At 68.1% G+C, this 25067-nt stretch carries 29 protein-coding genes and 1 pseudogene; 22 read left to right on the forward strand and 8 right to left on the reverse strand.

Annotated features, from left to right (window positions below; all coding sequences use genetic code 11):
- The first annotated feature begins 46 nt into the window (after window positions 1-46).
- Window positions 47-307 carry a DUF3099 domain-containing protein gene (locus ACIOKD_RS37520; RefSeq protein ID WP_402092604.1) on the forward strand — a complete coding sequence of 87 codons (261 nt, stop codon included), beginning with the start codon at window positions 47-49 and terminating at the stop codon, window positions 305-307.
- 28 nt (window positions 308-335) lie between these two features.
- Here ACIOKD_RS37520 and ACIOKD_RS37525 read toward each other — a convergent pair whose 3' ends face one another.
- Window positions 336-698, reverse strand: coding sequence for a DsrE family protein (locus tag ACIOKD_RS37525; protein WP_402092607.1), 363 nt, complete (start codon window positions 696-698; stop codon window positions 336-338).
- 54 nt (window positions 699-752) lie between these two features.
- Here ACIOKD_RS37525 and ACIOKD_RS37530 point away from each other — a divergent pair, with 54 nt between their 5' ends.
- The 7 genes from ACIOKD_RS37530 to ACIOKD_RS37560 all read left to right on the forward strand — a co-directional run bounded on the left by ACIOKD_RS37530 (window position 753) and on the right by ACIOKD_RS37560 (window position 6007).
- Window positions 753-956, forward strand: coding sequence for a hypothetical protein (locus tag ACIOKD_RS37530; protein WP_402092609.1), 204 nt, complete (start codon window positions 753-755; stop codon window positions 954-956).
- The gene (locus ACIOKD_RS37535; protein ID WP_402092611.1) at window positions 953-1693 is read left to right on the forward strand and encodes a hypothetical protein; all 741 of its coding nucleotides are present in this window, start codon (window positions 953-955) and stop codon (window positions 1691-1693) included. The genes ACIOKD_RS37530 and ACIOKD_RS37535 overlap by 4 nt, the downstream gene beginning before the upstream one ends.
- Window positions 1690-2667, forward strand: coding sequence for a hypothetical protein (locus ACIOKD_RS37540; RefSeq protein WP_402092612.1), 978 nt, complete (start codon window positions 1690-1692; stop codon window positions 2665-2667). Before ACIOKD_RS37535 ends, ACIOKD_RS37540 begins: the two co-directional genes overlap by 4 nt.
- On the forward strand, window positions 2664-3635 hold the full coding sequence (locus ACIOKD_RS37545; protein WP_402092614.1) for a hypothetical protein: 972 nt from the start codon (window positions 2664-2666) through the stop codon (window positions 3633-3635). The genes ACIOKD_RS37540 and ACIOKD_RS37545 overlap by 4 nt, the downstream gene beginning before the upstream one ends.
- A gap of 220 nt (window positions 3636-3855) precedes the next feature.
- Window positions 3856-4431 (forward strand): FABP family protein, encoded by a 576-nt coding sequence (locus ACIOKD_RS37550; RefSeq protein ID WP_107015264.1) that lies wholly within the window; start codon window positions 3856-3858, stop codon window positions 4429-4431.
- Window positions 4432-4533: 102 nt separating this feature from the next.
- Window positions 4534-4986 (forward strand): Fur family transcriptional regulator, encoded by a 453-nt coding sequence (locus ACIOKD_RS37555; protein ID WP_402092692.1) that lies wholly within the window; start codon window positions 4534-4536, stop codon window positions 4984-4986.
- Window positions 4987-5020: 34 nt separating this feature from the next.
- A complete protein-coding gene (locus ACIOKD_RS37560; RefSeq protein WP_402092615.1) occupies window positions 5021-6007 on the forward strand; it encodes a YgfZ/GcvT domain-containing protein in 987 nt (328 codons plus the stop codon).
- A gap of 106 nt (window positions 6008-6113) precedes the next feature.
- Here ACIOKD_RS37560 and dtd read toward each other — a convergent pair whose 3' ends face one another.
- Complete coding sequence (gene dtd / locus ACIOKD_RS37565) at window positions 6114-6539, reverse strand: D-aminoacyl-tRNA deacylase (protein WP_402092616.1); 426 nt, start codon at window positions 6537-6539, stop codon at window positions 6114-6116.
- Window positions 6540-6742: 203 nt separating this feature from the next.
- Between dtd and ACIOKD_RS37570 the strand changes: the two genes are divergently transcribed.
- On the forward strand, window positions 6743-7387 hold the full coding sequence (locus ACIOKD_RS37570) for an aerial mycelium formation protein (protein ID WP_402092617.1): 645 nt from the start codon (window positions 6743-6745) through the stop codon (window positions 7385-7387).
- Window positions 7388-7813: 426 nt separating this feature from the next.
- On the opposite strand, the gene ACIOKD_RS37575 is transcribed toward ACIOKD_RS37570, so the two are convergent.
- Window positions 7814-7999 (reverse strand): hypothetical protein, encoded by a 186-nt coding sequence (locus ACIOKD_RS37575; protein ID WP_398289638.1) that lies wholly within the window; start codon window positions 7997-7999, stop codon window positions 7814-7816.
- Window positions 8000-8265: 266 nt separating this feature from the next.
- On the opposite strand from ACIOKD_RS37575, the gene ACIOKD_RS37580 reads away from it, so the two are divergent.
- A complete protein-coding gene (locus ACIOKD_RS37580; RefSeq protein ID WP_402092618.1) occupies window positions 8266-9117 on the forward strand; it encodes a winged helix-turn-helix domain-containing protein in 852 nt (283 codons plus the stop codon).
- A gap of 63 nt (window positions 9118-9180) precedes the next feature.
- Here ACIOKD_RS37580 and ACIOKD_RS37585 read toward each other — a convergent pair whose 3' ends face one another.
- Complete coding sequence (locus tag ACIOKD_RS37585) at window positions 9181-9369, reverse strand: hypothetical protein (protein ID WP_402092621.1); 189 nt, start codon at window positions 9367-9369, stop codon at window positions 9181-9183.
- A gap of 265 nt (window positions 9370-9634) precedes the next feature.
- Between ACIOKD_RS37585 and ACIOKD_RS37590 the strand changes: the two genes are divergently transcribed.
- The 3 genes from ACIOKD_RS37590 (at window position 9635) to ACIOKD_RS37600 (ending at window position 12457) form a co-directional block, all read left to right on the forward strand.
- Window positions 9635-10513 (forward strand): GntR family transcriptional regulator, encoded by an 879-nt coding sequence (locus ACIOKD_RS37590; protein WP_402092623.1) that lies wholly within the window; start codon window positions 9635-9637, stop codon window positions 10511-10513.
- 60 nt (window positions 10514-10573) lie between these two features.
- A complete protein-coding gene (locus tag ACIOKD_RS37595) occupies window positions 10574-11332 on the forward strand; it encodes an HAD family hydrolase (RefSeq protein ID WP_402092625.1) in 759 nt (252 codons plus the stop codon).
- 183 nt (window positions 11333-11515) lie between these two features.
- Complete coding sequence (locus tag ACIOKD_RS37600) at window positions 11516-12457, forward strand: GntR family transcriptional regulator (RefSeq protein WP_402092627.1); 942 nt, start codon at window positions 11516-11518, stop codon at window positions 12455-12457.
- On the opposite strand, the gene ACIOKD_RS37605 is transcribed toward ACIOKD_RS37600, so the two are convergent.
- Window positions 12411-13310 carry a hypothetical protein gene (locus ACIOKD_RS37605; RefSeq protein ID WP_402092629.1) on the reverse strand — a complete coding sequence of 300 codons (900 nt, stop codon included), beginning with the start codon at window positions 13308-13310 and terminating at the stop codon, window positions 12411-12413. The genes ACIOKD_RS37600 and ACIOKD_RS37605 overlap by 47 nt on opposite strands.
- Before the next feature lie 191 nt (window positions 13311-13501).
- Complete coding sequence (locus ACIOKD_RS37610; protein WP_402092632.1) at window positions 13502-14242, reverse strand: HAD family hydrolase; 741 nt, start codon at window positions 14240-14242, stop codon at window positions 13502-13504.
- A 238-nt stretch (window positions 14243-14480) separates the two neighbouring features.
- Here ACIOKD_RS37610 and ACIOKD_RS37615 point away from each other — a divergent pair, with 238 nt between their 5' ends.
- The 4 genes from ACIOKD_RS37615 to ACIOKD_RS37630 all read left to right on the forward strand — a co-directional run bounded on the left by ACIOKD_RS37615 (window position 14481) and on the right by ACIOKD_RS37630 (window position 19751).
- Complete coding sequence (locus tag ACIOKD_RS37615; protein ID WP_402092634.1) at window positions 14481-15563, forward strand: phosphotransferase; 1083 nt, start codon at window positions 14481-14483, stop codon at window positions 15561-15563.
- Between the two features lie 388 nt (window positions 15564-15951).
- The gene (locus tag ACIOKD_RS37620; RefSeq protein WP_402092636.1) at window positions 15952-16839 is read left to right on the forward strand and encodes an HAD family hydrolase; all 888 of its coding nucleotides are present in this window, start codon (window positions 15952-15954) and stop codon (window positions 16837-16839) included.
- Window positions 16840-16929: 90 nt separating this feature from the next.
- Window positions 16930-17541 (forward strand): TetR/AcrR family transcriptional regulator, encoded by a 612-nt coding sequence (locus tag ACIOKD_RS37625; RefSeq protein WP_402092695.1) that lies wholly within the window; start codon window positions 16930-16932, stop codon window positions 17539-17541.
- A 41-nt stretch (window positions 17542-17582) separates the two neighbouring features.
- The gene (locus ACIOKD_RS37630; protein WP_402092637.1) at window positions 17583-19751 is read left to right on the forward strand and encodes a HelD family protein; all 2169 of its coding nucleotides are present in this window, start codon (window positions 17583-17585) and stop codon (window positions 19749-19751) included.
- Window positions 19752-19842: 91 nt separating this feature from the next.
- Here the strand turns inward: ACIOKD_RS37630 and ACIOKD_RS37635 are convergent, their stop codons facing one another.
- Entirely contained in the window at window positions 19843-20751 is a 909-nt protein-coding gene (locus ACIOKD_RS37635) for a nitroreductase/quinone reductase family protein (RefSeq protein WP_402092639.1), read from the reverse strand.
- Between the two features lie 519 nt (window positions 20752-21270).
- Between ACIOKD_RS37635 and ACIOKD_RS37640 the strand changes: the two genes are divergently transcribed.
- A complete protein-coding gene (locus ACIOKD_RS37640) occupies window positions 21271-21699 on the forward strand; it encodes a hypothetical protein (protein WP_402092641.1) in 429 nt (142 codons plus the stop codon).
- 52 nt (window positions 21700-21751) lie between these two features.
- The gene (locus ACIOKD_RS37645; RefSeq protein ID WP_402092642.1) at window positions 21752-22009 is read left to right on the forward strand and encodes a hypothetical protein; all 258 of its coding nucleotides are present in this window, start codon (window positions 21752-21754) and stop codon (window positions 22007-22009) included.
- Here the strand turns inward: ACIOKD_RS37645 and ACIOKD_RS37650 are convergent.
- A complete protein-coding gene (locus ACIOKD_RS37650) occupies window positions 21942-22838 on the reverse strand; it encodes a GNAT family N-acetyltransferase (protein ID WP_402092643.1) in 897 nt (298 codons plus the stop codon). The two genes, ACIOKD_RS37645 and ACIOKD_RS37650, sit on opposite strands and share 68 nt — an antisense overlap.
- A 55-nt stretch (window positions 22839-22893) precedes the next feature.
- Between ACIOKD_RS37650 and ACIOKD_RS37655 the strand changes: the two are divergent.
- From ACIOKD_RS37655 to ACIOKD_RS37665, 3 genes and pseudogenes are all read left to right on the forward strand, one after another.
- A pseudogene (locus tag ACIOKD_RS37655) lies at window positions 22894-23270 on the forward strand (hypothetical protein); the annotation flags it as partial.
- A gap of 691 nt (window positions 23271-23961) precedes the next feature.
- Window positions 23962-24321: a hypothetical protein gene (locus tag ACIOKD_RS37660; protein WP_402092645.1), complete on the forward strand. Its 360-nt coding sequence runs from the start codon at window positions 23962-23964 to the stop codon at window positions 24319-24321.
- Complete coding sequence (locus ACIOKD_RS37665; RefSeq protein WP_402092647.1) at window positions 24318-25055, forward strand: hypothetical protein; 738 nt, start codon at window positions 24318-24320, stop codon at window positions 25053-25055. The genes ACIOKD_RS37660 and ACIOKD_RS37665 overlap by 4 nt, the downstream gene beginning before the upstream one ends.
- The last annotated feature ends 12 nt before the right edge of the window (window positions 25056-25067 follow it).

The following is a 25067-nucleotide window of genomic DNA, read 5'->3' on the forward strand; positions in this document are numbered from 1 at the left end:
CCCTTCGGCTTGTCCCGCTTGCCCGGAACCGGCTTACCCTGGACCTATGTATGCGCGAAGGCGGCACGTCTACTTCGCCATGATGGGGACGTGCGTCGGGCTGTTCGTACTGGCCTGGGGAGTCGTGCGGCTCTGGTCGGTCCCCGTGGCCGTCGGCATGTGCGTCGTGGCGATGGTGATCCCGCCGCTCGCGGCGATGACGGCCAACCGGCGGGGCCCCGACGACCGCTGGTGGGACGACCCCTCGGGCGACGACAAGTCCGACGAGTGGTGGGACGAGCTGGACGGCAGAAAGCGTCGGCGGTAGCGACTCCGGGAGTCCGTGGTTCTCGGTTTCAGTAGACGAGCGCCTGGGTGTCGTCCGCCAGGGCCTCCTGCACGAAGACCTGCGCGCCCGCGATCCGTACGCCGTCGACGACGTCCTTCTCGGAGATGTCCCGGCGGGCCGCGCACTGCGTGCAGAGCGTGAGACGGCCGCCGGCCAGGATCGAGTCGAGCAGGTCGGGCAGCGGGGCCGCGTGCGGGAGCTCGAACTCGGCGGCGCGGCCGGGCAGCGCGAACCACGCGGACTCCCCGGTGAGCCAGAGCGATACGTCCACCCCGCTGGCCACGGCGACCGCCGCCACCGTGAAGGCCTGCGAGCAGCGTTCGGGGGCGTCGGCCCCTGCCGTCACCTTGATCACGAGCTTCTTCGCCATGACCGAATCGTAATCAACTCCTCTGCAACCCAGAGCATTGGCCATGGGTCTCCTGTGCGCGCGGATACGGAATCCGCCTTTCGCGTTCTGTGGGGGACGACGTCTTGGAAGTACCCGAAGTACCCGAAGTACCCGAAGTACCCGTGGCAGCTGACATACCTGAAGCAGCTGACGCATCTGAAGCAGCTGACGCATCTGAAGCAGCTGACGCATCTGAAGCACCTGACGTATCTGAAGCACCTGACGTATCTGAAGTGACGGAGCCGGTTCCTGTGGCGGCCCGTGTGCGCCGGCGCGGACGTACGACGCTCCTGATCGCCACGGCCGCCGTGCTCGGGACGGTCGCCGGCACCTGTGTCGGATACCTGGTCCAGGCCGACCGCGAGCCCACCAGGCTGCCGTCGCTCTCGCAGCCGGTCCTCGCGCAGGCGAAGGGCAAGGGCCCCGAGCCGCTGTCGGCCGCGCAGGACCGCAGGGTGAAGGCCGAGGGAGACCTGCGCAAGCTGCTGGTCGAGCGGCCGAAGGGGGCCGGGGACGGCGCCTACGCGACCGACGACGACGGCGCATGGATGACGCTCGCCGAGTACGCGGACCGGTACACCGAGCCCGACACCGTCTTCCGCGAGCTCGTCAGCGACGAGTTCCGGCGGGCGGCCGTCGCCAACTGGAGCGAGAGCGGCACACGCGACGTCGAGGTCCGGTTGCTGCAGTACCGCCAGGAGGAGAAGCCCGCCGCGGCCGGTTACGCCGAGAGCCAGCGCTACTGGGCCGAGGAGCTGGGCGCCAACCACAGCTGGTCCATTCCCGGTACGGGGGACGGCATGGCGTACGTCCATGACGAGCCGCAGCAGAAGGCGGGCTACCAGCCGGTGTACTCGGCTCAGGCACACGCCTGGCGCGGCGACATCGCCATGGAGATCTGGATCTACGACACGAAGCCGGTCCCCAAGAAGACGATCATGGATCTGGCCGAGCAGCAGATGGAGCGGCTGTGAACGAGAACCCCGACAGACCCGACGACGCCGTGACGCCCGACCCAGCGCCCGAGCCTGGGCCCGACCCAGCGCCCGCGCCTGGGCCTGCGCATGAGGCCGAGCGTGCGACTGCAGCCGAGGTCACCCTTGAGGCCGCGTCCGAGCCTTCGCGGCCCGAGCCCGAGCCCGAGCCCGAGCTCGCGGAGAAGCCCGTGCGGCGGCGTGTCCGGCGTGGGCGTGTCGTCGCCGGCGTCGCCTGCGGGGCGCTCCTCGTCGCCGTCGTCGGCGGCACCGGCTTCACCGTGGTGGCCGTCGACGGCGCCGACCGTGACGCGGGCGCCCCGGTGTGGCGATTTCCGAAGCAGTCGGCGGACGACGAGAAGCCGAAGGAGGAGGTGGACGGCAAGAAGACCGGCCTCGCGAGCTTGCTGGTGCCCTACGGGACCGACCCGGACGCCGACGGCTTCAGCAGGGGTCCCGACATCGACGAGTTCGGCTCCGACTCCCAGTTCAGCGGCCGTCAGGCCACCGACCTGCGCAAACAGTCGATCCGCGACCTGCCCCGCTCCCAGCGGCTGCGCCTGGAGAAGCAGATCGACAAGCAGCACATCCAGGGCATGGCGATGCGCAGCTACGTCAGCCCGTCCGACAGCCTCGACTACGGCGGCGACGGCAAGGTCTTCACGGTCGACGTCGTGCTGTCCCGGATGGACAAGAAGACCGTGCGTGACCTCGCCACGTTCCAGAGCGAGTTCCTCAACGCCCTGGAGATCTTCCGCAAGGGCCCGAAGATCGAGGGCCACAAGAACGCCCAGTGCTTCCTGCCGCCGAAGGACGCCGTCGACAAGCTCGACCTGATGGTCTGCTCCGCCTACAGGGGCGACGTGATGGTCAGCGCCACCGCGTACGGGGTCAAGCCACTGAACACCAAGGGGGTCGCGGTGTTCCTGCGCGAGCAGCTCGACCGCATCGCCGAGCCGGGGGAGGCGGTATGACCGAGCAGATCGAACACCAGGTGCCCTCGCGGCCCGCGCCGGAAGCGCCGCCCGCGCCCGAGGCGCCGCCCGCGCCCGAGGTGCCACCCTTGCCCGAGGTGCCACCCTTGCCTGAAGCGCCGCCTGCCCCCGAGGCACCGCCCACTCCCCCTCCCCTCCCCCTTCAGCCGCCTCCCTCGCCTCCGCCCGAGGCCAAGGCGAAGAAGGACCGTCGCGTGCTGCGCGCGGCCCTGCGCTGGACCGCCGCCGTCGTGGTCTTCGCGGCGGTCGGGACGGCATCCGCGTACGGCGTCACGCAGCTGGACCGCACCGACGTACCCGGCCTGGCGACCGCGTCGGACGGGCGCTGGGACTACCCGGAGATCAGCAGGCCGCCGCTGCCCGCCGGCAGCCCGGGCCCCACCGACGAGTCGAACAGGGCCGGCGCCCACTACGCCGACCTGCGCGAACTCGTACTCCCCGCCCCGAAGGGCGCGAAGGCCGACGCGGCGCTGCGCGGCGAGGACGGCTGGCTCCCGACGAAGACCTTCCTGGCGGAGTACGTCAAGGACGACCGGGAGCCCTTCGGACAGCTGCTCACCGACAACGGCCTGCGGCACATCGCGGCACGCGGCTGGACCACGCCGGACGGCACACGCACCCGGATCTACCTGCTGCGGTTCTCCACGGCCGTCGTCGTGGACGAACTGTTCGTCGGCAAGCTCACCTCGTACGACACCCTGCGGTACGAGCTGCGCGGGAGCCCGGAGATGTCCGACGGCGACGACGGGTTCCCGATGGCTTCCGAGGTCGACGGCGTCGAACGGGTCATCGGTGACGAGGCGAAGCCCTACGGCACCGAGCACGTACGGCAGGCGTACCTCGGGGCGAACGACACCGTCGCCGTGATCGTGCAGTCCCGGAAGGGCACCGCGAAGAAGGTCCCGTTCCAGCAGACCGTGGTCCTGCAGAGCCAGCTTCTGGGCTGACCGGCGGACCTCGGAGAGAGAGCCGGTCCCCGCCCGTCTAGAGTGGGGACCGGCTCTGTACTGCCCACCACCGCGTCACCCGAGGAGCACCCCGTGCTTGAGTACTTCTTCGAAGCTCTGCTGATCCTGGTCTGTGTCGGCGTTCTCGCCTTCACCGGGCTCGCCGTGAAGAAGCTGTACCAGGGCCAGCGCTGACCCCCATCAAGGAACTGCCGACCTCATGATCGAGATCCCGTCCGACCTGCACAAGGACCTCGTCCCCCTCGTCTTCCTGCTCGGTGAGTGGACCGGCGCGGGCGTACACGACTTCCCAGGCGCCGAGAAGTGCAACTTCGGCCAGGAGGTCAGCTTCACCCACGACGGCCGGGACTTCCTCGAATACCACTCGCACACCTGGGTCCTCGACTCCGAGGGCAACAAGGTGCGCCCGCTGGAGTCCGAGTCCGGCTTCTGGCGCATCGACAAGGACCGCAAGGTCGAGGTCGTGATGGTCCGCGACGACGGTGTGGTGGAGATCTGGTACGGCGACCTGGCCGCCAAGAAGCCGCAGATCGACCTGGTCACGGACGCGGTGGCGCGGACGGCCGCCTCCGGCCCGTACAACGGCGGCAAGCGTCTGTACGGCTACGTGAAGAGCGACCTCATGTGGGTCGGCGAGAAGCAGACCCCCGAGGTCCCGCTCCGCCCGTACATGTCGGCGCAGCTCAAGAAGGTCGTCAGCCCCGACGACGTGGAGCGCTGGGCGAAGGCCCTCCCGGACGACATGCCGGACGACGGCATCGCTTTCTTCAAGTAGTCCTAGACTTCCGGTGTGGTGAGCACTGGAAGCAGCACCGAAGGCACAGGCACAGGTACAGGCGCGGACACGACAGGCACCGGCGCCGACTGGAAGAGCGATCTGCGGCAGCGTGGCTATCGGCTCACGCCTCAGCGGCAGCTCGTGCTCGAAGCGGTGGACACCCTGGAGCACGCGACTCCCGACGACATCCTCGTGGAAGTGCGGAAGACGGCGTCGGGGGTCAACATCTCCACGGTGTACCGGACCCTGGAGCTCCTGGAGGAGCTCAAGCTGGTCTCGCACGCGCATCTGGGGCACGGCGCGCCCACGTACCACCTCGCGGACCGGCACCATCACATCCACCTGGTCTGCCGCGACTGCACGAACGTCATCGAGGCGGACATCGAGGTCGCCGCCGACTTCACGGCCAAGCTGCGCGAGACCTTCGGCTTCGTCACCGACATGAAGCACTTCGCGATCTTCGGCCGCTGCGAGGAGTGCGCGGCGAAGCCCGGCACGGACTCCGGCTCCGGCTCCGGCTCCGGCACGGGCTCCGGCACCGCCGGGAAATAAAATCGGCCGCCACTCGGTCGTAGGCTGTGTGGATATGAAGAGCCCTCTGCTGTCCCTGCCCGGTGCCGTTCCCGCCGAGGGAGTGGACGAAGGCGTAGCCGCCCATTACGGTGACCTGTTCCGCGAGCAGCGTGCCCTCGCCGACGGCACCGGTTTCGTGGATCTCTCGCACCGCGGGGTGGTCGCCGTCACCGGGTCGGACCGCCTCAGCTGGCTGCACCTGCTGCTCACCCAGCACGTCAGCGATCTGCCGGCCGGCCAGGCCACCGAGGCGCTGATCCTCACCGCCAACGGCCATGTCGAGCACGCGCTGTATCTCGTCGACGACGGGACGACGACCTGGGCGCACGTCGAGCCCGGCACACAGGAGGCGCTGATCGCGTACCTGGAGTCGATGAAGTTCTTCTACCGGGTCGAAGTCGCCGACCGCACCGGCGATCTCGCGGTCGTGCACCTGCCCGCCGGTTCCATCGCCGAGGTCCCCGAGGGTGGCGTCGTCCGCGAGACGTCGTACGGGCGGGATGTCTTCCTCCCGCGCGCGAATCTGGAGTCGTTCGCCGAGGACGCGGGCGAGGACGGCGTCAAGCACGGGCCCGCCGTCGGGCTGCTCGCCTACGAGGCCCTGCGCGTCGAGCAGCACCGGCCGCGGCTCGGCTTCGAGACCGACCACCGCACCATCCCGCACGAACTGGGCTGGATCGGCAGCGCGGTGCATCTGCAGAAGGGCTGCTACCGCGGCCAGGAGACCGTCGCGCGCGTCCAGAACCTGGGCAAGCCGCCGCGCAGGCTCGTCTTCCTGCACCTGGACGGCAGCGAGGTCCATCTGCCGCCGCACGGCACGGAACTGCGTCTCGCGGACGAGGGCGCGGAGGGCCGCAAGATCGGTTCCATCACGACGTCCGTACGCCATCACGAGCTGGGCCCGATCGCCCTGGCCCTCGTCAAGCGGAACGTGCCCCTGGACGCCCGGCTGACGGCCGACGGGACGGCCGCCGCCCAGGAGGTCGTGGTCGAGCCGTAAGCCCCGTGGCAGTCTCTTCACTTGCCCTGGACGAGCCCTGGACGAGCCCTGGACAGTACTTGTACGAGCTCTCGGGGCCCGGGGCCCGGGGCCCGGGGCCCGGGGCTCACATGTCGATCAGTACCGTGAACGGGCCGTCGTTCGTCAGGGAGACGCGCATCTTCGCGCCGAACCTGCCCGTGGCCACCGTCGCGCCCAGCGACCGGAGTTGAGCCACGACCTCGTCCACGAGGGGCTCGGCCGCATCGCCGGGGGCCGCCGCGTTCCAGGTGGGGCGCCGGCCCTTGCGGGCGTCCCCGTAGAGGGTGAACTGGCTGATGACGAGCAGCGGTGCGTCGATGTCGGAGCACGACTTCTCGTCGGCCAGCATCCGTACGGACCAGAGTTTGCGGGCCAGTTGGGCCGCTTTCTCCTTCGTGTCCTCGTGGGTCACCCCGACGAGGACGCACAGTCCCTCGCCGTCGATCTCCCCGACCGTCTCGCCGTCCACGACGACGCTCGCGCCGTCCACCCTCTGCACCACCGCACGCATGTGGTCCATCATGCCGTGCGCCCGGTCGACGTCGGCACGCGCACCGAACGGCCCCCGACGGCAGCGCCACGACCTCCGTACGGGGTGTTTCTTATTGATCCTTAACCGGCCATCTGGGGCTGATCGGGGGCACTCGGTCACATAGCGGCCACTTGGGGTGGCACGATGCTCACACGCGCCGGTCGAGGGGACGGTTGAGGCACATGAGCACACCTAGTACGGGGCAGTCACCCAGGTTGGTTTCGTTGATCCGGGGGGAGTCGCCGTCGTCGATCCCGGCGGTGCGTCCGCCCACCCAGCGAACGGACAGTCCGATGCCGGAGCCCGCGCCCGAACTGGGCGTCCTGCTCCTGCCCGAACTGCGCGGCCTGCGCAGGGACGCGCAGCGGGACGAGGCCGATCTGAGTTACGTACGGCGACTGCTGCAGGGGCGGATCGACATCCTGCGGGCCGAGGTGGAACGGCGTACGGAACTCCCCCGGGAGGGCCGGGGCGACGGCCGCGGGGCTCCTGCCGTCGGGGAGGCGTCGGTCGTCGCACGGCTGTCGGAGATCCTGACGGACGGGCCCGCCAGACACCGCTCGTCGGCACGGCACGTGACCGTGGGGACGCCGTACAGCGAGGAGTACCGGCTGCTGGCCGCCGAGATGCTCTCCGAGGTCGAGCTGTCCGACCTGGAGGCCCGTACGGATCTGGAGCTGAACACCGCGATGGGGCGGCTCGTGCGCTACGAGCAGCAGGTCTCGCGGCGGCGGCAGCAGTTGCAGCGGACGGCCGACGACTGCAGCGCGGAGATCGCCCGCAGATACCGCGAGGGCGAGGCCCAGGTCGACGACCTGCTCATGTAGCCGGTTCCGGTCGGCCTCGCGTGCGGCCTCGCGTGCGGCGTGGGCGTGCGGCGTGGGCGTGTGTACGGGAGCCGGCCGCACCCGGCTCCTGAGCCCAGGAGCGGCTCGTGGCGCTGGACCGGGGCCGGGAAGAACGAGCGGGCGCCGCCCTGGTGGCCGACGCCCCGCTGCGTACGTCCAGGCGACCGTGGTGCCCGGACATCTTCTGATTGCTTCCCTGTTCTCCCTTCCTTTCCGGCTTCCGGCTCTCTGGCCTCTGGCCTCTGGCCTCTGTTCCGTTCGTTCTGCTCATCCGTAGCAATTCAGTTGTTCTGCCGTGCTTCCGCGGACGGCGTACGTGTCCGCGGTGGTGCGGGCCGACCGGGCTCCCGGCTCCCCTCCGGAAGGGAACCCGGTCGGCCGGACCGGCCGGGCGGTGAGGCCCGGTCAGCCGGACTGGGCGAGCAGCATCACGAGGATCACGGCCCCGATGCCGCCGATCATTGAGTTCTTGGCCTTGATACCGATGGCGAGGGCGACGAAGGCGACGACGCCCATCCCTCCGTACTTCACCTGGAGCAACTGCTCCAGGCCGATGGCGAGGGCGGCGACGACGATGGCGATGAGTGGCATACGGTCCCTCCTTCGGGACGGGGAGACGGACCCCCGCTGGGACCGATCCGCCCTGGTCGTCTGGTGCGACTCTGGCGGCCAACCCCCTGGAAGCCTGACCATGTTGCTCAAGTTGGTGACCAACTTCAATGAAGTTATCTCCACTTGGATGCGTCTCATAACCACCTTCTCGGTAACTGCCCAAAGATGGCGCGAAGTTGTAGTGTTTGGCCGTGGACCCGGAACACGTCGCCGTCAATGGGCGGAAGAGGGCACAACGGCCACAGATGTCACACCGAGAGGTGGCCGACGAGCTGCGCAGCCGGATCTTGTCGGGTGAGCTGCGAGCGGGCGCACGCATGCCCACCCAGGCCAGGCTGGCGGACGAGTTCGCAGTCGAGCGCGGGACCGTACGGCAGGCGCTGCGCATCCTGCAGTCGGAGAGCCTGCTGTCCAACGTGTCCAAGGGGAGTCCCGCGACCGTCGCCGAGAGCGTGGAGAAGGCTCTGACCGGGCCGGCGGCTCCACCGCGGACCACCATGGTGGCGCTGGCCTCACGGATCACGGCCGCCTTCTCGGCGCCCCACGTGGAGATAGACGCCCTGTGCCTGACGGCTGTCTCCCTGACGCTCGCGATGGGCGAACCACTGCGTCTCATCCACGAGGGCCGATTAGAACCGGCCAGGATCGACGTCCGCGTACTCCTGCCGTCCCGCGACATCGATCTCGCCTTCCCGGCGGCGGTGGACGCGACGGAGGACGGCGAGCGGGTGCAGCGGCGGTGGCTGGCCCAGCGCAACGCCCAGGGCCAGGTCCTGAAGCACAACCTGCTGGCGTTGCGGGCGACGCACGGCATCGACGTACACATCACGTTCAGGGCCCTGCCGTTCACTCCGCCGGTGAAGTTGTACCTGCTCAACGAGGCGGAGGCGCTCTTCGCGTACTACACGCTGTCGCGGCGGGGGGCGGAGATCGACAGTGAGTACCTGGAGACGTACGACGCCGAGGGGACCCAGTCGATGCTGTTCGCCTTCGAGCAGGGGGAGGGGCTGCGGGCCACGACGTTCGTGGAGCAGTCGCATCTGTGGTTCAACGCGCTGTGGGAGACCATCAGCTCGGAGCTGGTGCTCACGCGCTGAGATCTCCCAGTGGTGCGGGTCGTGCGGGCCGTGCGGGCAGTGCGTGCGCGCGGATTTCCCAGGTCACAGAGCCGGGCCCGAGAACAGCAGCGCAAGGACGACGGCTCCGATCGAGCTGCAGGCGGGGCTCTTCACCTTGAGGCCCACGGTGAGCAGCAGCAGTCCGACGGCGCCGCTGGGACCGTACTGCCACTCGACGAACTGCTCGAATCCGACGACGAGGAGGGCGGAGAAAAGGGCTATGGCGGGCATGGTGGATCCTCCTTCGGGCCTTGCGGGGGCGGGCGAGAGGCGTGCGATGGTGCTGTGGTGCGATGGAGGGCGGTGGTGCGAGAGTCGTGCTCCGGTATCGGGGAGGCGCGGGGCCTTCCCATCTGCCAACTACTTGCGAGAGGAAGGAGAACTTCCGCCATCTTCATCAAGTTGGCAACCAACTATGCTTAACTTATCCCCAGTTGGTACCTACTTACAAACAAGTTTCAAACAACTCACCGAAGATGGGCCAAAGTTGTAGCGTTTGGTCGTGACCCAGGAGAACGTGGCAGTGAACGGCAGCAGAAGGCTCTCGCCGCAGGAGATCGCCAACACCCTGCGGGACCGCATCCGCGCGGGCGATCTGCGCGCCGGCGACCGCCTGCCCACCCAGGCCGAGCTCGCCGAGGAGTTCGGCGTGGAGCGCGGCACGGTCCGCCAGGCCCTGCGCGCGCTCCAGGACGACGGCCTGCTCAGCAATGTCAGCAAGGGCAGCCCGCCCCGGATCGCCGAGGTCACCCACACCCGGGACGAACCGCAGCCGACGATGGTGGGTCTCGCACCGCGGCTGGTGGAGGCGTTCGCCGCGCAGCACGTGCGGATAGACGTCGTCTGCCACACGGCGGAGACCCTGATGCTGGCCATCGGCGACCCGGTCCGCCGGATCCACGAGGGCACCCTGCGTCCCGAGTCGATCGACGTCCGCATCCTGGTGCCGTCCCGGGAGATCACCCTCGCCTTCCCCGTCTCCGTCGACAGCGACGCCGACGACGACCCGGTCCACCAGCGCTGGCTGGACATGCGCAACGCCCAGGGGCATGTCCTGCGGCACAACCTCCGCTCCCTGCGCTCCTCGCACGGCATCGACGTGCGGGTCACGTTCCGCGCGCTGCCGTTCACCCCGCCGGTGAAGCTCTACCTGCTCAACGGGCAGGAGGCGCTGATCGGTTACTACGTCCTTTCCCGACGGGAAGGGAGGTACGAAAGTCAGACCCTGGAGATGTACGACGCGCTCGGCTCCGAGACTCTCCTCTTCTCCTTCCGGACGCCGTCGGGGCAGCGCGACGCCGCGTTCGTCGAGGAGTCCCAGAAGTGGTTCGACGGCCTGTGGGACACCATCGCCACTGATCTCACGCTCTTCTGAGAGCCCGAAAGCGGTGAACGCCCCCTGGGAAACGATCGTCGCGAAGCCGACACTCTCTGAGTGACATTCGAAATTGAGCAGTTCGAGCTGGTGGCGGGCGAGGCCGAGAAGTTCCATGAGCTGGTGGGACGGGCCAGGTGTGTCCTCTTCGACTTCGACGGGCCGATCTGCCGGCTGTTCGCGGGCCACTCCGCGAAGTCCATCGCCACCGACCAGGAGGAATGGCTGGCCGCGCGCGGGCTGGCCGGGGTGCTGACCGAGGGGGAGCGCAGCAGTCGTGACCCGCACTGGGTGCTCAGCGAGGTCGCCGGGCGCCACCGCGGCAGTGATCTGGTGGTCGAACTGGAGGAGTGGCTCACCCAGCAGGAGCTGAAGGCGGTGGCACGGGCGATGCCGACGGCGTACGCCGATCCGCTCATCCGCACCTGGCGTTCCGTGGGAGCGCGGCTCGCCATCGTGACCAACAACTCGGACCGCGCAGTACGGGCCTATCTGGAGAGCCGTCACCTGGTGGGGTACTTCGTGCCCAACATCTACGGCCGCACCCGGGACCTGAGCCTGCTCAAGCCCCACCCGTACACGCTGAACCGTGCGCTGTGCGCGCTCAGGGCCGCGCCGGACACCACCCTGATGATCGGCGACACCCCGTCGGACCACGCCGCGGCCCTCAGCGCCGGCGTGCACTTCCTCGGCTACGCGCGCAATGAGGAGAAGGCACAGATGCTGCTGGACGCGGGCGTGGCGCGCTGGGGCATCGTGCGGTCGCTGGAGACGGTTCTGCGGGCTGTGCGGGGTGGTGCCGTGCGAGGCACGTCGTAAGTCCACCGTCCATCTCCTTGCCCTCGTCGGCTTCCGCCGCCGAACCGACCGGCCCACCAATTGGGCTGGTCGAAGTTGAATTGGTTGTCCCCGGCCTGGCTGATCGCTAATCACCAGGCCAATAGGAGTGCCTTATTGGTGAGAAGTGGTGTGTTGTCGGCGGCCGGGCGGTAGGTTCGATGCGTGGATACCTCACGAACGGCGGGCGGCGAGGGCTCGGAGTCCACGCAGGCGCGCGTGGAGAGAGTGCTCCGGGAGCAGTTGGAGAACGGGACCTATCCGCTGCACGCCACGGTGCCCCCGCAGCGCAAGCTCGCCGAGTACTTCGGGGTGAGCCGGCACACCGTCCAGCGGGCGGTGGACCAGTTGATCGAGGAGGGGCTGATCGAAACCCGGCAGGGCAGCGGCACCCGGGTGATCAGGGTGCCCAACTCCGTGCCCGTACCGCCGCAGTCGCAGCGGCCCGGGGCGGCATCGCTCAAGCCCTTGATCGAGCAGGCCTTCCGGCAGGCCGAAGTGACGCTGGACATAGCCACTCTCACCGCCGAGACGCTGCTGCGGCACCTCAGGAACCAGCACGAACTGATCGCCTTCGAGGGCGCGAGCGCACCGGAGAAGCTACGGATCCGCATGCTCCTGCCCTGGACGACGGAACCGCTCGCCTACCCTCGCGCCGAGAAGCCAGCGGACGCCCGGGTCTGGGTGCGGTGGCGACGCATGGTCCGCGAAAGCGGCGATGAGCTGCAGGAGTTGCAGGCCGACTTCACCAACCTGGGGGTGCAGACCAGTATCGAGGTCCGGCACATCCCGATGACGCCCCAGTTCAAGCTGTACGTGATCAATGACGAGCACATGCTCTTCGGTCCGTATTCGCTGACTCCGCGACAGATCAGGGTACCCCGCGAGGGACGCCCGGAGGAGGACGAGGCCGTCGACTCGCTGGATGTGCTGGGCCTGGGCTCGACTCTCTCGTACCACCGTATGGAGGCGGACGAAGGGACACACGACTCCGTCTTCTTCGGCAGCATGAGGGAGTGGTACCGGTCGGCCTGGGAGCATCTGAGTGTCGTACTGCCCCCTACCCTGCGCGTCTCTCCTCCGGTGGAATCCAGCGAGGATCCGTGATGACGGGGTGTTTGGGCTTTACGTATTGCAGCTTCTCCCAAAGGTTCCTGTGCCATTCCATGTGATGCTCCGCGACCTCTCGGGTCGTTCGGGAATCGGATCGCATGTCCCAGCCGATGATGCGAGCTTTGCCGTGCCGGAGTCCAAAGCCGGTAGTGTCGAGAATTCTGTGTGTGTTTTCACGCCAGAAAATGCGCGCCTCGATTATGCCGTACGGTTGGTGAAATATTTTTTCCTGATTCAGGATGTAGAACTTGCGCTCCGGTATCTGCGGCGATTCGCGCACCTCGCACGAGATGGTCATGTTGGGATTTCTTTCGTGCACTCGGTCCAGTAGATCCTTGAGTTCGTTCCAGTTGGGCTTGGTGAAGTGCTCCCGCATACGTTCACGGTTTTCCATGGAGTCTGCAAAATAGACCGTTCCGGCGGGTAGTCCAGCACTGTCCGGGAATGGTTCGAGTTTTCCTGGAAGACTCATGGGTAAATTGAGATGAGCGATGATGATGCACAGGGTGAGCTCTTGTGTGTTCACTTTCTCGTAGCTCATCCTGTCGAGGGATGCCCTGAGCAGTTTGAGTAGTGTCTCCATGCTGAACCCTGAGAAGTCGATGCGGATATGTCGAGCCTCGAAAGCATCCTTCATCTCTGGAAGAAGGTCGTCCAGGTCGGCGAGTACGTAGACGCCCGAGACTTCATGCGGTTCCGACTCGCTCAGGGCGTCGAACAGTATGAGGGCGATGAAGGCGGCAAGTGAACCGCCGAGGAAGCTCTGTCCCTCGAACCAGTCTCCAAGTGGCTCGATGATTTCTGCAGCGATCCCCAGCACGATGACAAACGCAAGGAGCCACTTCATAATGCGGGGCTTCCACACACTCAGTGCATGGCCTATTTGCTGAAGTCTCGACGGGGCACTGCCTCTGCCCCCAGGACTGCGAGAAGACATCCACTACCCCCTGTGCCACCGCGGGCGCGAGGCGCCGACGATGTCTGTAGGTCTTCCGAGTAGCACCATGATGCCCCGGTCGACCCAGCTGAGCCAGAAGGTCAGTTGACCGCAGACAGCTGCCTGGCGGCGCCGATGAGGGGCTCGTGCGAGGGCACCACCCAGTCGGCGCCGTGCTTCCTCATCTCCGCCGTGCGCTCCACCGACCGGGTATATCCGATGAAGCGTGTTCCCGCCGCCTGTGCTGCCTTCAAGTCGGAGAGCTGATCCCCAACCAACAGGCACGCGGACGCCGGCAGCTTCAGGTGGTTCACCGCGCGATTCACGGAATCCGGATCAGGCTTCATGTGGCGCAACTCGTGCGGGTCGCGCCCCAGGACGGCATCGAACTTGGACTGCAGGCCCAGGCGCTTGAGGTATTCCCAGATCGGACCGTCGGAGTTGTTGCTCACGATCATCAGGCGCATGCCCAGGTCCAGCAGTACGTCCAAGAGTTCGCCGAGGTCGGGCGTCGGCGTGGCACTTCTGACAGCCACGTGTTCGTAGCGGGTCACAATGGCTTCCGCCTGCTCAAGCGCCGCACGGTCGCGGGGAAAAAGGGCCGGCCGTTCGAACATGTCCCTGACGCGTCGGAGGACATGGTGCGAGTCCTCGCAATTCTCTACGTCCGGATCCAGGGTTCCCCAGGCACCGCGTACAGCATCCTTGATCTCGTGGGCGACGGGAGCGGTCGGAGTGTTGCCGAACAGGGCGGTGACGGGTCCGTCGAAGTCCAGCAGCACTGCGCGTGAGCGGACAAGCAGTTGCCGCAATGCTTCCTGCTCATCAGGCGTCTCGCTCATGGGCTTCCTTCCCGTCATCCGGACAGTGTGGACCACGGCGGGCTTTACTGTCAGCATCGCAGAGCGGTGGGCAGTGCGGTCATTACTGTGCAACTCTCCGTGTGCATACGCTCCCGTTCTTGAGCGACCGGATTCCGCTTCGGCGCATGGATCAAATTTGCACGATGCTCGGAGCCGGAGGAGTAGCGTGCTTCCACTTCTCCGTGTGTGCAAGGGTTCGAGGCAAGAAAGGGCGGCGATGTCACCCGAAGCTGATTCCCGTGCTCGACAGCGGGCGGTCGAGATGGCCAATGGTGTAAATGTGATTGAAGGGCCACTCCGTGGATACCATCACGAAACCTACTTATTTCCGTTGCCTGGAGCGGTGAGGGCGGAGCGGCCAGTGCGCTGGAAATTCCGTGAGCCGTACCGCAATCTTCTGTGGTTCGATCGGCGGTGCTTCAGCTCGGAGGAGCAGCTGCTAGTGGCCCTCGAAGGTCGGATATCCAGTATCCCAGATGTTTTTCTGGTCAGTGGTACCGGATTGCAGCGATTTATCGAGGGGGAGACCCTCGGTACCTTGCACAAGTCTGCGTCGAGTATTTCCGATGACCTGTTCATGCAGATCATGGATCTGTTTGGCCAGCTGGTTGAAGTGACCGAAGAAACCCTCCCTATCGATCGTGTGTGCGGGTCCGAGGATCGCCCCTCGGACGGAGATACGGATAGATTTCTCGAACGGCTCATCGAATTTTCCGAACAGCGTGTCTATGTTCAGAACCTGGCGAGATTCGAACGGCTCTTTGCGGAGCTGGGGGTGGAAGGTGACTCCTTCAAAAAGCTCCGGAAACATGTGTCCGGTCTGCGGCCCCGACCCTTCTGTCTCCTGCACGCCGACTTGCACCGCGAGAATTTCATCGTCGACCCCGACCGACGGCTCTGGGCTATCGACTGGGAACTGGCGATGATCGGCGATCCGCTCTACGACCTGGCCACCCATCTGTACCTGATGCAGTACCCGCCGTGGCAGGAACGGCGGACGGTCCAAGAGTGGTGCACAACGGTGGAGCGGATCCGTCCGGGCAGTTCGAGCGGCCTGGAGGTCGATTTGCCGAGACTCATCGACTACAAAAGGGCACAGTCCGTCTTCACCGACGTCATCCGGGAGGCTCTGTCCCTGGACGGTGAGCCCGACCGTCATCGACGAGAGCTCGCCCGCCCTGCCGAGAAACTGTGCAGGATCCTGACTGCTGCCATCCTGCCGTTGGGGCTGGATTTTGTGCCGAGTCCCAGTCGTATCGCGGCGGCGCTCGACCGATGGCACCGGGAACAGGCGGGCTAGCGGGCTAGCGTATCGCGCTGACTCGTTGTGCGGGACAACAGGAGTGAGCTCCGGGGCCCGGCCGTACAGCCTGCGTCTCTGGTACGGCTCTCGGCGGGCTGTGCATCAGTCCAATCGGCCGCGCAATGGTTGTCTCTTCGATACCGTGGACCGCTGCATGGAGCCTGTCCGAGACGCTGGATGGCGGAGCTGGGTGCTGCGCCAGGCGCGGGAATCACCGGTCCTGACTGGCGGAATGACGGACCTGCAGGACGTCGATGCGGCATGGTGCGCGTGGCGGACCGGGGCCACCGGCACCGTACGAAGCGCACAAGGTGAAGCGACCATGCGGACGTGCCTGGTGGGTCGGATTCGCCAGTACAGCGGTGACGCGAATGGAGCGAGCGGTATGGCTGCCGACATCGACGAGGTCCGGGATGTCAGGGGTGCCCGGAGAGTGCTCGCGAACGCGCGCTGTGTGCTCTTCGACTTCGACGGGCCGATCTGCCGGCTGTTCCCCGAGAACCGGTCGAGGCCGGTCGCCGACGAACTCCGCCGGAAGACGGACGAGTTCGGCGCCGGAGACGTACTGACGGCGAATGAGCGCGCCGTCAAGGACCCGCATGTCGTGCTGAGGGCGGTGCAGCGGGCGGGGCGGAACAGGGCCGTGCCGGGCCTCCTGGAAACGCTCGAAGAGCTGGTGGTGGCAGGTGAGGTGAAGGCCGCGCGGACGGCATGGCCGACTCCGGACGCCGACACCCTGATCGGCCTCCTGTCGCGGCGGCGCACGCGGATGGCCGTGGTCACCAACAACTCGCCCCTGGCCGCCGAGACCTACCTCGGTCGGAAGAACCTGCTCCACCACTTCGCCGTCATCGAAGGCCGCAGCTCCGACCCCAGCCGGATGAAGCCCGACCCCGATGTCGTGTTCCGCGCCCTGCGGGGTCTGGGACTCCGCACCGAGGACGCGGTGATGATCGGCGACACCGGCGCGGATGTCGAGGCGGCCGGTCGGGCGGGAGTGAGCTTCATCGGCTACGGCCGCAACCCCGAAAAAAGTGGGCGATTGCGCGAGGCCGGGGCAACGGTCGTACTCGGTTCGTACGCTCCGTTGCTCCAGCAGGAGGGGCAGGAGAGACAGGAGAGACAGGAGGGACTGGTGGAGCTGATGGGGCAGTCAGGGCAGGAGGGGAAGCCGCAGCGGGAGCGGGAGGCGGTCGGTCGTGGGGCCGGTGCGGTCCTCGGCCCCAAGACCGGTTCCGCTCAAGGGGAGGGCGGGCGTCCGGAAGGTGCGTAGGCTCGGGGCATGGGCGAGACGGGTGCGTGGGGCGCGGCTGATGTGAGCGGTGTGTCCGGTGTGAGAGGCACGGTGGGCGCCGCAGGCGCTATGGGATTGCGTGAGCGCAAGAAGCTGCGGATGTACCAGGACGTCTCCGACATCGCCATCGCGCTCTTCCTGGAGAAGGGGTTCGAGCGGGTCTCCGTCGCGGAGGTCGCCGCCGCGGCCGAGATCTCCAAACCGACCCTCTTCCGGTACTTCTCCTCCAAGGAGGACCTTGTCCTGCATCGGCTCGCCGATCATCAGGCCGAGGCCGCGCGGGTGGTCGGGGAGCGGGGGCCCGGGCAGTCCGCCACAGACGCCCTGCGGCTGCACTTCCTGGCCGGTATCGAGCGGAGCGACCCCGTGACCGGGGTCAACGGCGATCCGCACGTTCTCGCCTTCCACCGGCTGCTGTACGGGACCCCGTCCCTGGTGGCCCGGCTGTACGAGTACCTGGAGCGTTCCGAGGCCGCGCTGGCCGCCGCGCTCGGCGGGGACCTGGAGGCGCGGCTCGCCGCCGGGCAGATCGTCGCCGTCCAGCGCATTCTCGCGATGGACAACTGGCGGCGGATCGCGAGGGGCGAGGACGTCACGAAGGTGCGGCGGGAGGCCGTCGTCGCGGCCGAGGCCGCTTTCGCGAGGCTGGCGGCGGGGCTCCCGGCTTACGAGATAGAGTAAGAAATATAACTCAGTTACGCTTTTCGGGTACCTTTGCCCGAATGACGTCAGCCGACCCGGATCGCACCCTCGCCGCCTCCCTCCGCAGGGAGCGCGGCTACCACGACCTCTGCCGTGCCGCCCTCGCCGCGATGGTCGACGGCGCACAGGAACACGTCGTCACCGGAGAGGACGTGTCCGCGTCCGGCGCGGATGCCGAGGTGCTCGGGTACGCCCTCCGGAGCCGGGCGAAGGAGATGCGTGAACTGCCCGAGGGGCCGCTGTTCTTCGGCCGGTTGGACTTCCGTACGGAACCGGCGGTCGGTGAGCGTGCGGAACCGGCGGTCGGTGACCACGCCGGGCAGAGCTATCACATCGGGCGGCGCCGGATCAGCGAGCATCCCGCGGCCCCGCCCCTCGTCGTCGACTGGCGTGCCCCCGTCTCCCGCGCCTTCTACCAGGCGAGTACCCGCCGTCCACAGGGTGTGGGCGTGCGGCGGCGGTTCGGCTGGGCGCCGGGCAGCCGGGGGGAGTCGGCCGACCTCACGGGACTGGAGGACGAGCACCTCGGGGACGCGGGACCGCGGACCCCTCGGGCGGAGAGCCGCATCCTCGCGAGCGAGATCGAGGGTCCCCGGGTCGGCCCGATGCGAGACATCGCGGCGACCATCCAGCCGGACCAGGACGACCTCGTACGGGCCGATCTCGCCGTGTCCGTCTGCGTGCAGGGCGCGCCCGGCACCGGCAAGACGGCCGTCGGGCTGCACCGGGCCGCGTACCTGCTCTACACCCATCCGCAGCGCATCCGGCGTGGCGGACTGCTGATCCTTGGGCCGAACCCCACCTTCCTCTCCCACATCTCGGAGGTGCTGCCCGCGCTCGGCGAGACCGGTGTGCGGCAGTCGACGGTCGGGGACGAGATCGGCCGGCATCCGGTCGGGGGCGAGGACGACGAGAGCGCAGCCGTCGTCAAGCACGACGCCCGCATGGCGCAGGTGCTGCGGCGGGCCCTGTACGCCCGGGTGAAACCGGCGGGGGCCGAGGGCCTTGGCGACCTCGCCGTGCCGGACGGTTCGTACCGCTGGCGGGTGTCCGCCGGCACGCTCGCGGGGATCGTGGCGGGCGTACGGGCCGAGGAGCCGCCGTACGCCGTCGGACGTGAGCGCGTACGGACACGGGTCGTGCGGAACGTACAGGCGCAGGCCGAACGGCGGGCCGGGCCCCGGACGAACACCTGGCTGCAGAAGATCGCGCGGGCGCGGCCCATCGGCGCGTACGTCGACTCGGTGTGGCCCAGGGTGAGGGCGGAGGAGGTCGTCGCGGAACTGCTCAGTGATCCGGACGCGCTGGCCGCCGCGGCGGACGGGGTGCTGGACGCGGACGAGCAGAAGGCGGTCCTGTGGGCCAGGCCGCCCCGGTCGTGGAAGTCCGCCCGCTGGTCCACGGCCGATCTGGTCCTGCTCGACGAGGTCGCGGGCCTGGTCGAACACCCCGATGGGTACAGCCACTTGGTCATCGACGAGGCCCAGGACCTGTCGCCGATGGAGTGCCGGGCGATCGGCCGCAGAGCCGCCTTCGGGTCGGTCACCGTCCTCGGCGATCTCGCCCAGGGGACCACGCCGTGGGCCGCCCGGGAGTGGGGCGAACTGCTCAAGCACCTGGGGAAGCCCGAGGCGTCGGTGGTGCCGTTGACCATCGGGTTCCGGGTGCCGGAGGCGGTCGTCGAACTGGCGAACCGCGTGCTGGCCCGGCTGGACGTGGAGGTGCCTCCGGGGCGGTCCCTGCGCAAGGACGGCGAGCTGCGGATCCGCCCGACGGACCCCTCGGACGTGCTGCGGGAGACGGCCGAGTGCGTCCGCCGCGCGCTCACGTACGAGGGGTCCGTCGGGGTCGTCACCGCCGACCCGGACGTCGTACGGGTTCGGGAGGCACTCGGCGCCGCCGGGATCGAGGCCGCCGGCGTGGACCAACTGTGCGCCCGCGTAACGGTGTTGGGAGCCGGTGTCGCGAAAGGGCTGGAATACGACCACGTCGTGGCAGTGGAGCCGGCCGCGATCGCGGAGGACCACGGGAGGGGGAGAGGGAGGGGGAGAGGAACAGGGACAGGAACAGGAACAGGGACGGGGGCAGGGGCGGGTGAAGGGCGGGGGCTGCGCCGGTTGTACGTAGTGTTGACGCGGGCCGTGTCCAGGCTCGACGTCGTGCACGCGCGGCCGTTGCCGTTCGAGTGATGCGCGTGCGGTGCGGCACGCGGTGGGCTAGGTCCTGTCGTCAAATTCCCGTCGTCCGCCCGGCCGGCAGACGGGAATTTGACGACAGGGCCTAGTGCGCCGGCCCTGCCGCCCCGGCCGGCGCGTCCAGTATGGGGATCAACTGCTGCTCCTCGTACGTCAGATGTGCCTCCAGTGCCGCGGTAAGGCGCTCGACCTCCTTGCGTACGTGCTGGGGGTCCACCGGGTCTGCCGGGTCTGCCGGGTCTGCCGGGCCTGCCGTGCCCTCCGGGTTCGCGCTGATGACCTGTTTCAACTCCGCCGTGAGTTCGGCGATCCGCTCGTGTTCCTCGCGCAGGCGGTCGAGGACCGGGGCGAGGGCCGGGTGGCTGTCGGCCAGGAACGGGAACATGGCGATGTCCTCGCCGGTGTGGTGGTTGTGCAGCCCCTGGCAGAACGTCAGGCAGTTGATACGGAGCTGGGCGCCGAGCGTGGGGCCCGCGTTGCCGATCTCCGCGCGGATCAGGGCGAGTTCGCGGCGGAAGGCGTCGTGGATCAGCTGCATGTACTGGCCCATCGAGGAGGCGCTGACGTTCGGCGGACCGTCGCTCGGGATCTGGTGGAGGACGACCACCGGGATCACCCGGCTGGTCCTGGCCTGGTAGTCGGCCCAGCCGGGGTCGGCCTCGACCGCGCGGGCGAACGCGTCGTCACGTGCGGTGCCTGCCAGAACCTCAGCCGTGGCCTCGTACGTGAACGCCCCGCTCTCGACGGTGACCCGCGGATGCGCGACCAGGTTGTGGAACCAGTCCGGATGCTTCGGAGCGCCGGCGGCCGAGGCGATGACCAGCACGTCTCCGTCCCCGTCGGCGTAGTAGGCGACCGGTGTGGTGTGCCGCTCCCCGGAACGGGCTCCCGTGGTGGTCAGGAGGATCAGCCGGGCGCCCTCGAAGGGGCCGCCGACCTCCCCGGCGTTGGCGCGGAATTCCTCGATGATCTGCTGGTTGAAGTCGTTGGGCATTCTTTTCTTTCTGCTGGGTTCATTCCGTAAAAGGGCATGGGGAAGCGCCGCGGGGCGAATTGCACACCGTGCACGGTGGAACCCGCGGTGAATTTCGCGCAGCGCAGCGCAGCGCGACGGAACTCGGGTGCGGTGAGGATGGTGACGGCACGGTGGGACGCGCAGGTAAGCGCGCGAAGGCCCGCCCGGCGGCATCATGGTGCGGCGCTAGGTACGAGCACGCGTTGTGGGGCGGCCCTCTGGCCCGCCCGGGCCTCACTCGGAGGCCGGGAACCCTACTGTTTTATGGCCAATGGCCGACCCGGCAGTCACGGCGAAAATGTTAAGGGAATCCGAGCGTTCAGGCAATGGTGTTCAGCCAATGACGTGCAAACAATGGGCGTTCAAGCGATGGGTGTTCAGGCAAGGGGCGTTCAGGCGATGGGCGTCCGGGCGACGGGGTGTTGCGGAGGCTCTTTTGTCGAGCCGTGACCGGTGCACGGTGGACCGCCGGCACCCCTCCGTGGTCGACTCCTTGCCATGAGCCTGTCGGTCGATGTGTACGTGGCCCGCGCGGAGGGCGGCATCGAGGTGCTGGACGTTCCGCCCGGCTGCTCCGACGCGGCGGGCCGGGAACACTGGCGCACCGAGGTGTGGGGGTCGGAGCCGGTCCGTTCGCTGGGCGCGCGGTTCCTTCCGCGGCTCGCGACCGAGGACCTCACCGTGGCACCGGACGAGATGCCCGCCTTCCTCGCCGAGTGCGCTCTCGTCCGTACGCATCTGGCACGGCTCACCGAACGCACCGAACGCACCGAACGCACCGAGCGCACCGGCCACGTGAGCCGTGCCGACGAGGTGAACCGCGCCGACGACGTCAGTCGCGCCGACGAGGTGAGCCGCAGCCTCGACAACATCGTGGACGCGGCCCGGCGGGCGTCGGACATCGGCGGCGGGATCATCATCTGGTAGGCGGCAGCCGGAGCCTTGGCGATGTCACGTCCCGGGCGAGGTCGAGCCGGAGATGATCAGGCAGTTCGGCGCGGTCCCCGAGCCCTTCGAAGTGACCGCGCACAACCCCGAGGTCGCCCGGAACTCCTCGGAGACGGAGACGGGGGCCAAGGTGAACGAGTGGGGCATGGCCGACGAGGGTCTCAAGACGTTCACACACATGGCGGTCGCGGCGCTGGTCGGCTGCGGTCGGTGCCTGGACATCAACTACTTCCAGGCGCTGCACAAGGACCTGGACCGCGTACGAAGTCGTAGGCCGACCAGTTGGTGAGCAGGCGGTAGCCGAGGCGCTGGTAGAGCGCGTTGCTGGTGGGGTTCGCCAGGTCCGTGAAGAGGACGACTTCTTTCGCGCCCGCGGCCAGGGCGGCCCGGCTCACCTCCGCCGTCACCGCGCCCGCGTAGCCGTGACCGCGCAGGTGGGCCGGGGTGTGGACGACGTCAACCTGGACCTGGCCGCCGATCACCGGGTTCATGCCCGCGACGGAGACGGGGGTGCCGTCCGGGGTCTCCCAGAGCGTGTAGGTCTTGTCGGCGTAGCGGGTGCCGACCCAGGAGTCGGCGTCGATGGAGACGTCCTCTCCGGTGGCCCTGGCGAACTCACCGCACCAGTGCATGACCTGTTCGAGGTCCCGCTCGCCCAGCAGACGGCTCCGGCCCGCCGGGTGCGGATCGGGCGGGGTGAGGGTGCCGAGGCGGTACAGCCCCAGCCGTGTGTCGCGGAGTCTCGTCGGCACACCGGTGTGCCGCTGCCAGGCCTCGGCGAACAGGGTGGCGGTGCCGTCGTCCGCGCTGACGGCGGGAAGGGAGTGCCCGAGGGCGGCCAGGCGGGCGGCGAGGCCGTCGGCCTGCTCGGGGGTGAGCGGGGTGGGGACCAGGGCGCGGGACGCGAGACGGTAGAAGGCGGCGTGGACCGTGCCCGCCTGTTGCAGCAGGCCGAAGAGGGGTGGTTCGGCGCCGAAAGCCGCCGCCCCGCGGGCTCGCAGTCGCGCGGTCCAGGTCAGCGGCATGACGTGCAGGCCGGGCCGTGAGCGCAGGAAGCCACCGGCTCGGGCGAGGAAATCGTCGACGTCTTCGGTGAGGTGCCAGTCGTCCGGTCGCATACAGGGGCAGTCCTTGTGTGGGGTGTGGGGTGTGGGGTGTGGGGCGCTGAACGGGGTGCCGAGTGTGGGGTGTCGGGTGCTGAGTGTCGGGTGTCGGGTGTTGTGTCAGTCGTGTCAGTTCTTCAGCGAATTCCTGACCGCGCCGGCCGCCGCGGCGACGGCTCTGCTCACGGTCGCCGATGTGGCGTCCGTCCGCTACTACCGGTCGACCGGCGGGGCCTTGCTCGACCCGGTGGTGACGGCCGACGGCGACCGGCTGCGCCTTGGTCCTTCTCCGGCTGCTGCGGTGTGTACGCCCGGCTCGACGTGCTCGCGCCCGGCCTCGACGGCGAGGACGTCGGGCACGGCACCACGAACGTGGACGTCAACCTGCCGCTGCGGCGGGCGCTCGCCGCGATCGGCGGGCTCGACCCACTCCATCTGGCGGTCGGTGTCCGGTCTCGCTCAAGGTGGTGCAGGGTGAGGGCTTGACCTGCGATACCTCAGATTCAGCGAGACGATTCGGAGCCGTCTGTCTCGCTTGAGGTGAGGCATTGCCTGCTTGTTCCGCCAAGGTGACGGGTCCTGCATGCAGGGGCACCGACGGAACTCGCTGGCCAGGGCGTACATGGGTGCCGTCAGAGATCGTTTCCCACGCTGTGTAGCCGGTTTTCCCACGGCCCAGGCCAGAGGACTCGTCAGGGGCGGCGGATCCGCGATGCGCTTCCCGCGCCGCCAGAGCTTGCGCCCAGTCACCTATTACCGATTATGGGTGAATCATCCATATTTCGTTGATCAAGGCACGGGCCCATGGTCGAATCAGCCCCCAAAGGGCAGCACAGCCGCCCCCTGCCCCAAGCGCCGTATAGCCGAGCATAAGAAAACTCTTTGCCCATCTTCACCAGCGCCGCGGTCTGCTCGGCCGTGGCCACAGGCATGTTTCTGGTACCCGCGGTCGTCACACCCGCCTCAGCGCGTACGACGCCACCGAGCGGAAAGGACCTGCGGGTGATGTCCGAACGAGGGTTACGCGCAGGTCTTCGGCACGGCCCGCGCCGAAGTGGAGGGGCTGGTCGTGAATCCGCCCCAGGTGGGTCCGCCTTCGCCAAGTGCCGGCACTGGCCCGTCGGTCAGCCACTGGAGCGTGGTGAAGTTCGTCAGCAAGGACGGCGAGGGGAAGAACATCCCGACCCGGGAAGGCAACAGCAAGTTCGGCTGGCGGCACTTCTCAGGACCGCACAACATTCACGACCCCAAAGTGATCAAGATCGTGACCAGTGAACACCCGGAAGAGAAGGAAGGAGCACGTCGGGTCTACGGCGGCGTGCTGACCAACCGTCTCGGCGCGATCCTCGCCCGGATCAAAGTGATCGCCCAGTACAGCTACAAGACCCCGGACGGCGACTACGAGCTCGCCGACCACAGCCACAAGATCGGCACCATCACGGCGTACTGTGAGCGGGTTGCTCGCAACAAGTGCCCCGATGCGGTGAACGAGACATGACGACTCCACTCCCCGGCGGCAGTCAGGAGTCCGCGCCGATGCAGCGGTGGGAGAACGAAGGGCTGGCCCGGCTGCAAACCGCTCTCGTCCGGGGCATGCTCCGGTTCACGGCGGCACCCCTAGGTGATGGCCCTGTCGTCCGGGGCGTGCTTCCCGTCCCGACGAAACGAGGCGTGGGGAGAGTGGCCGTCTGGGACGGCCACGACATCGGGACCTCGGTGGCCTACGACCTGCCTCTGGTGGACCACCACGGCGACAACATCCCCGCCTCCGCACTGGCAGCGGCTCTGCGGCAGGCCGTACGGCAGGCGTCCGACGATCCACGGAACGCAGCGGGCCACGACCGTGAGGGGCACGGCATCCCCGTCGTGGCCGCGGAGAACGTGGGGCGGCTCTTGGAGGACGGTCCGGAGTTCGACCTCACGGACGCTCTCCACGCGGCAGCCGCAGGCATCACCCCGCCCCGGGGTCACGAGCGCGCCGGGAAGCTTTATCTGCTCGGCTTCCTCCTCCTCGACCAGCACAGCGCGCGTCTCTACGTGACCGGCGAGGGGCTGTCCGACACGGTCGGTCTCGACGTGTCACTTCGCGACGAAGAAGGAGCCGTGGCCGTGGGCATCACGGGCCTGGCCGCGGCCCTGCCCTCGCTCATCGCCGGCGACCAGTTGCAGTACAACCCCTCGGACGCCGTGGACGCCTACTGCTCGGAAGTATTCGACCTGACCCACTGGTAGCGCTCCGGCACG

This window comes from Streptomyces sp. NPDC087844 (assembly GCF_044742785.1).
Classification (GTDB): domain Bacteria; phylum Actinomycetota; class Actinomycetes; order Streptomycetales; family Streptomycetaceae; genus Streptomyces.

What these genes read in the sequence shown, in the direction of transcription:
- dtd (WP_402092616.1), bottom strand. Translation starts at nt 6,539, where the DNA reads ATGCGTGCGGTGGTGCAGAGGGTGGACGGCGCGAGCGTCGTCGTGGAC.
- ACIOKD_RS37610 (WP_402092632.1), bottom strand. Translation starts at nt 14,242, where the DNA reads ATGAGCGAGACGCCTGATGAGCAGGAAGCATTGCGGCAACTGCTTGTC.
- ACIOKD_RS37560 (WP_402092615.1), top strand. Translation starts at nt 5,021, where the DNA reads ATGAAGAGCCCTCTGCTGTCCCTGCCCGGTGCCGTTCCCGCCGAGGGA.
- ACIOKD_RS37645 (WP_402092642.1), top strand. Translation starts at nt 21,752, where the DNA reads ATGATCAGGCAGTTCGGCGCGGTCCCCGAGCCCTTCGAAGTGACCGCG.
- ACIOKD_RS37615 (WP_402092634.1), top strand. Translation starts at nt 14,481, where the DNA reads ATGTCACCCGAAGCTGATTCCCGTGCTCGACAGCGGGCGGTCGAGATG.
- ACIOKD_RS37635 (WP_402092639.1), bottom strand. Translation starts at nt 20,751, where the DNA reads ATGCCCAACGACTTCAACCAGCAGATCATCGAGGAATTCCGCGCCAAC.
- ACIOKD_RS37665 (WP_402092647.1), top strand. Translation starts at nt 24,318, where the DNA reads ATGACGACTCCACTCCCCGGCGGCAGTCAGGAGTCCGCGCCGATGCAG.
- ACIOKD_RS37545 (WP_402092614.1), top strand. Translation starts at nt 2,664, where the DNA reads ATGACCGAGCAGATCGAACACCAGGTGCCCTCGCGGCCCGCGCCGGAA.
- ACIOKD_RS37575 (WP_398289638.1), bottom strand. Translation starts at nt 7,999, where the DNA reads ATGCCACTCATCGCCATCGTCGTCGCCGCCCTCGCCATCGGCCTGGAG.
- ACIOKD_RS37550 (WP_107015264.1), top strand. Translation starts at nt 3,856, where the DNA reads ATGATCGAGATCCCGTCCGACCTGCACAAGGACCTCGTCCCCCTCGTC.
- ACIOKD_RS37650 (WP_402092643.1), bottom strand. Translation starts at nt 22,838, where the DNA reads ATGCGACCGGACGACTGGCACCTCACCGAAGACGTCGACGATTTCCTC.
- ACIOKD_RS37570 (WP_402092617.1), top strand. Translation starts at nt 6,743, where the DNA reads ATGAGCACACCTAGTACGGGGCAGTCACCCAGGTTGGTTTCGTTGATC.
- ACIOKD_RS37525 (WP_402092607.1), bottom strand. Translation starts at nt 698, where the DNA reads ATGGCGAAGAAGCTCGTGATCAAGGTGACGGCAGGGGCCGACGCCCCC.
- ACIOKD_RS37640 (WP_402092641.1), top strand. Translation starts at nt 21,271, where the DNA reads ATGAGCCTGTCGGTCGATGTGTACGTGGCCCGCGCGGAGGGCGGCATC.
- ACIOKD_RS37580 (WP_402092618.1), top strand. Translation starts at nt 8,266, where the DNA reads ATGTCACACCGAGAGGTGGCCGACGAGCTGCGCAGCCGGATCTTGTCG.
- ACIOKD_RS37585 (WP_402092621.1), bottom strand. Translation starts at nt 9,369, where the DNA reads ATGCCCGCCATAGCCCTTTTCTCCGCCCTCCTCGTCGTCGGATTCGAG.
- ACIOKD_RS37520 (WP_402092604.1), top strand. Translation starts at nt 47, where the DNA reads ATGTATGCGCGAAGGCGGCACGTCTACTTCGCCATGATGGGGACGTGC.
- ACIOKD_RS37620 (WP_402092636.1), top strand. Translation starts at nt 15,952, where the DNA reads ATGGCTGCCGACATCGACGAGGTCCGGGATGTCAGGGGTGCCCGGAGA.
- ACIOKD_RS37625 (WP_402092695.1), top strand. Translation starts at nt 16,930, where the DNA reads ATGGGATTGCGTGAGCGCAAGAAGCTGCGGATGTACCAGGACGTCTCC.
- ACIOKD_RS37630 (WP_402092637.1), top strand. Translation starts at nt 17,583, where the DNA reads ATGACGTCAGCCGACCCGGATCGCACCCTCGCCGCCTCCCTCCGCAGG.
- ACIOKD_RS37605 (WP_402092629.1), bottom strand. Translation starts at nt 13,310, where the DNA reads ATGAAGTGGCTCCTTGCGTTTGTCATCGTGCTGGGGATCGCTGCAGAA.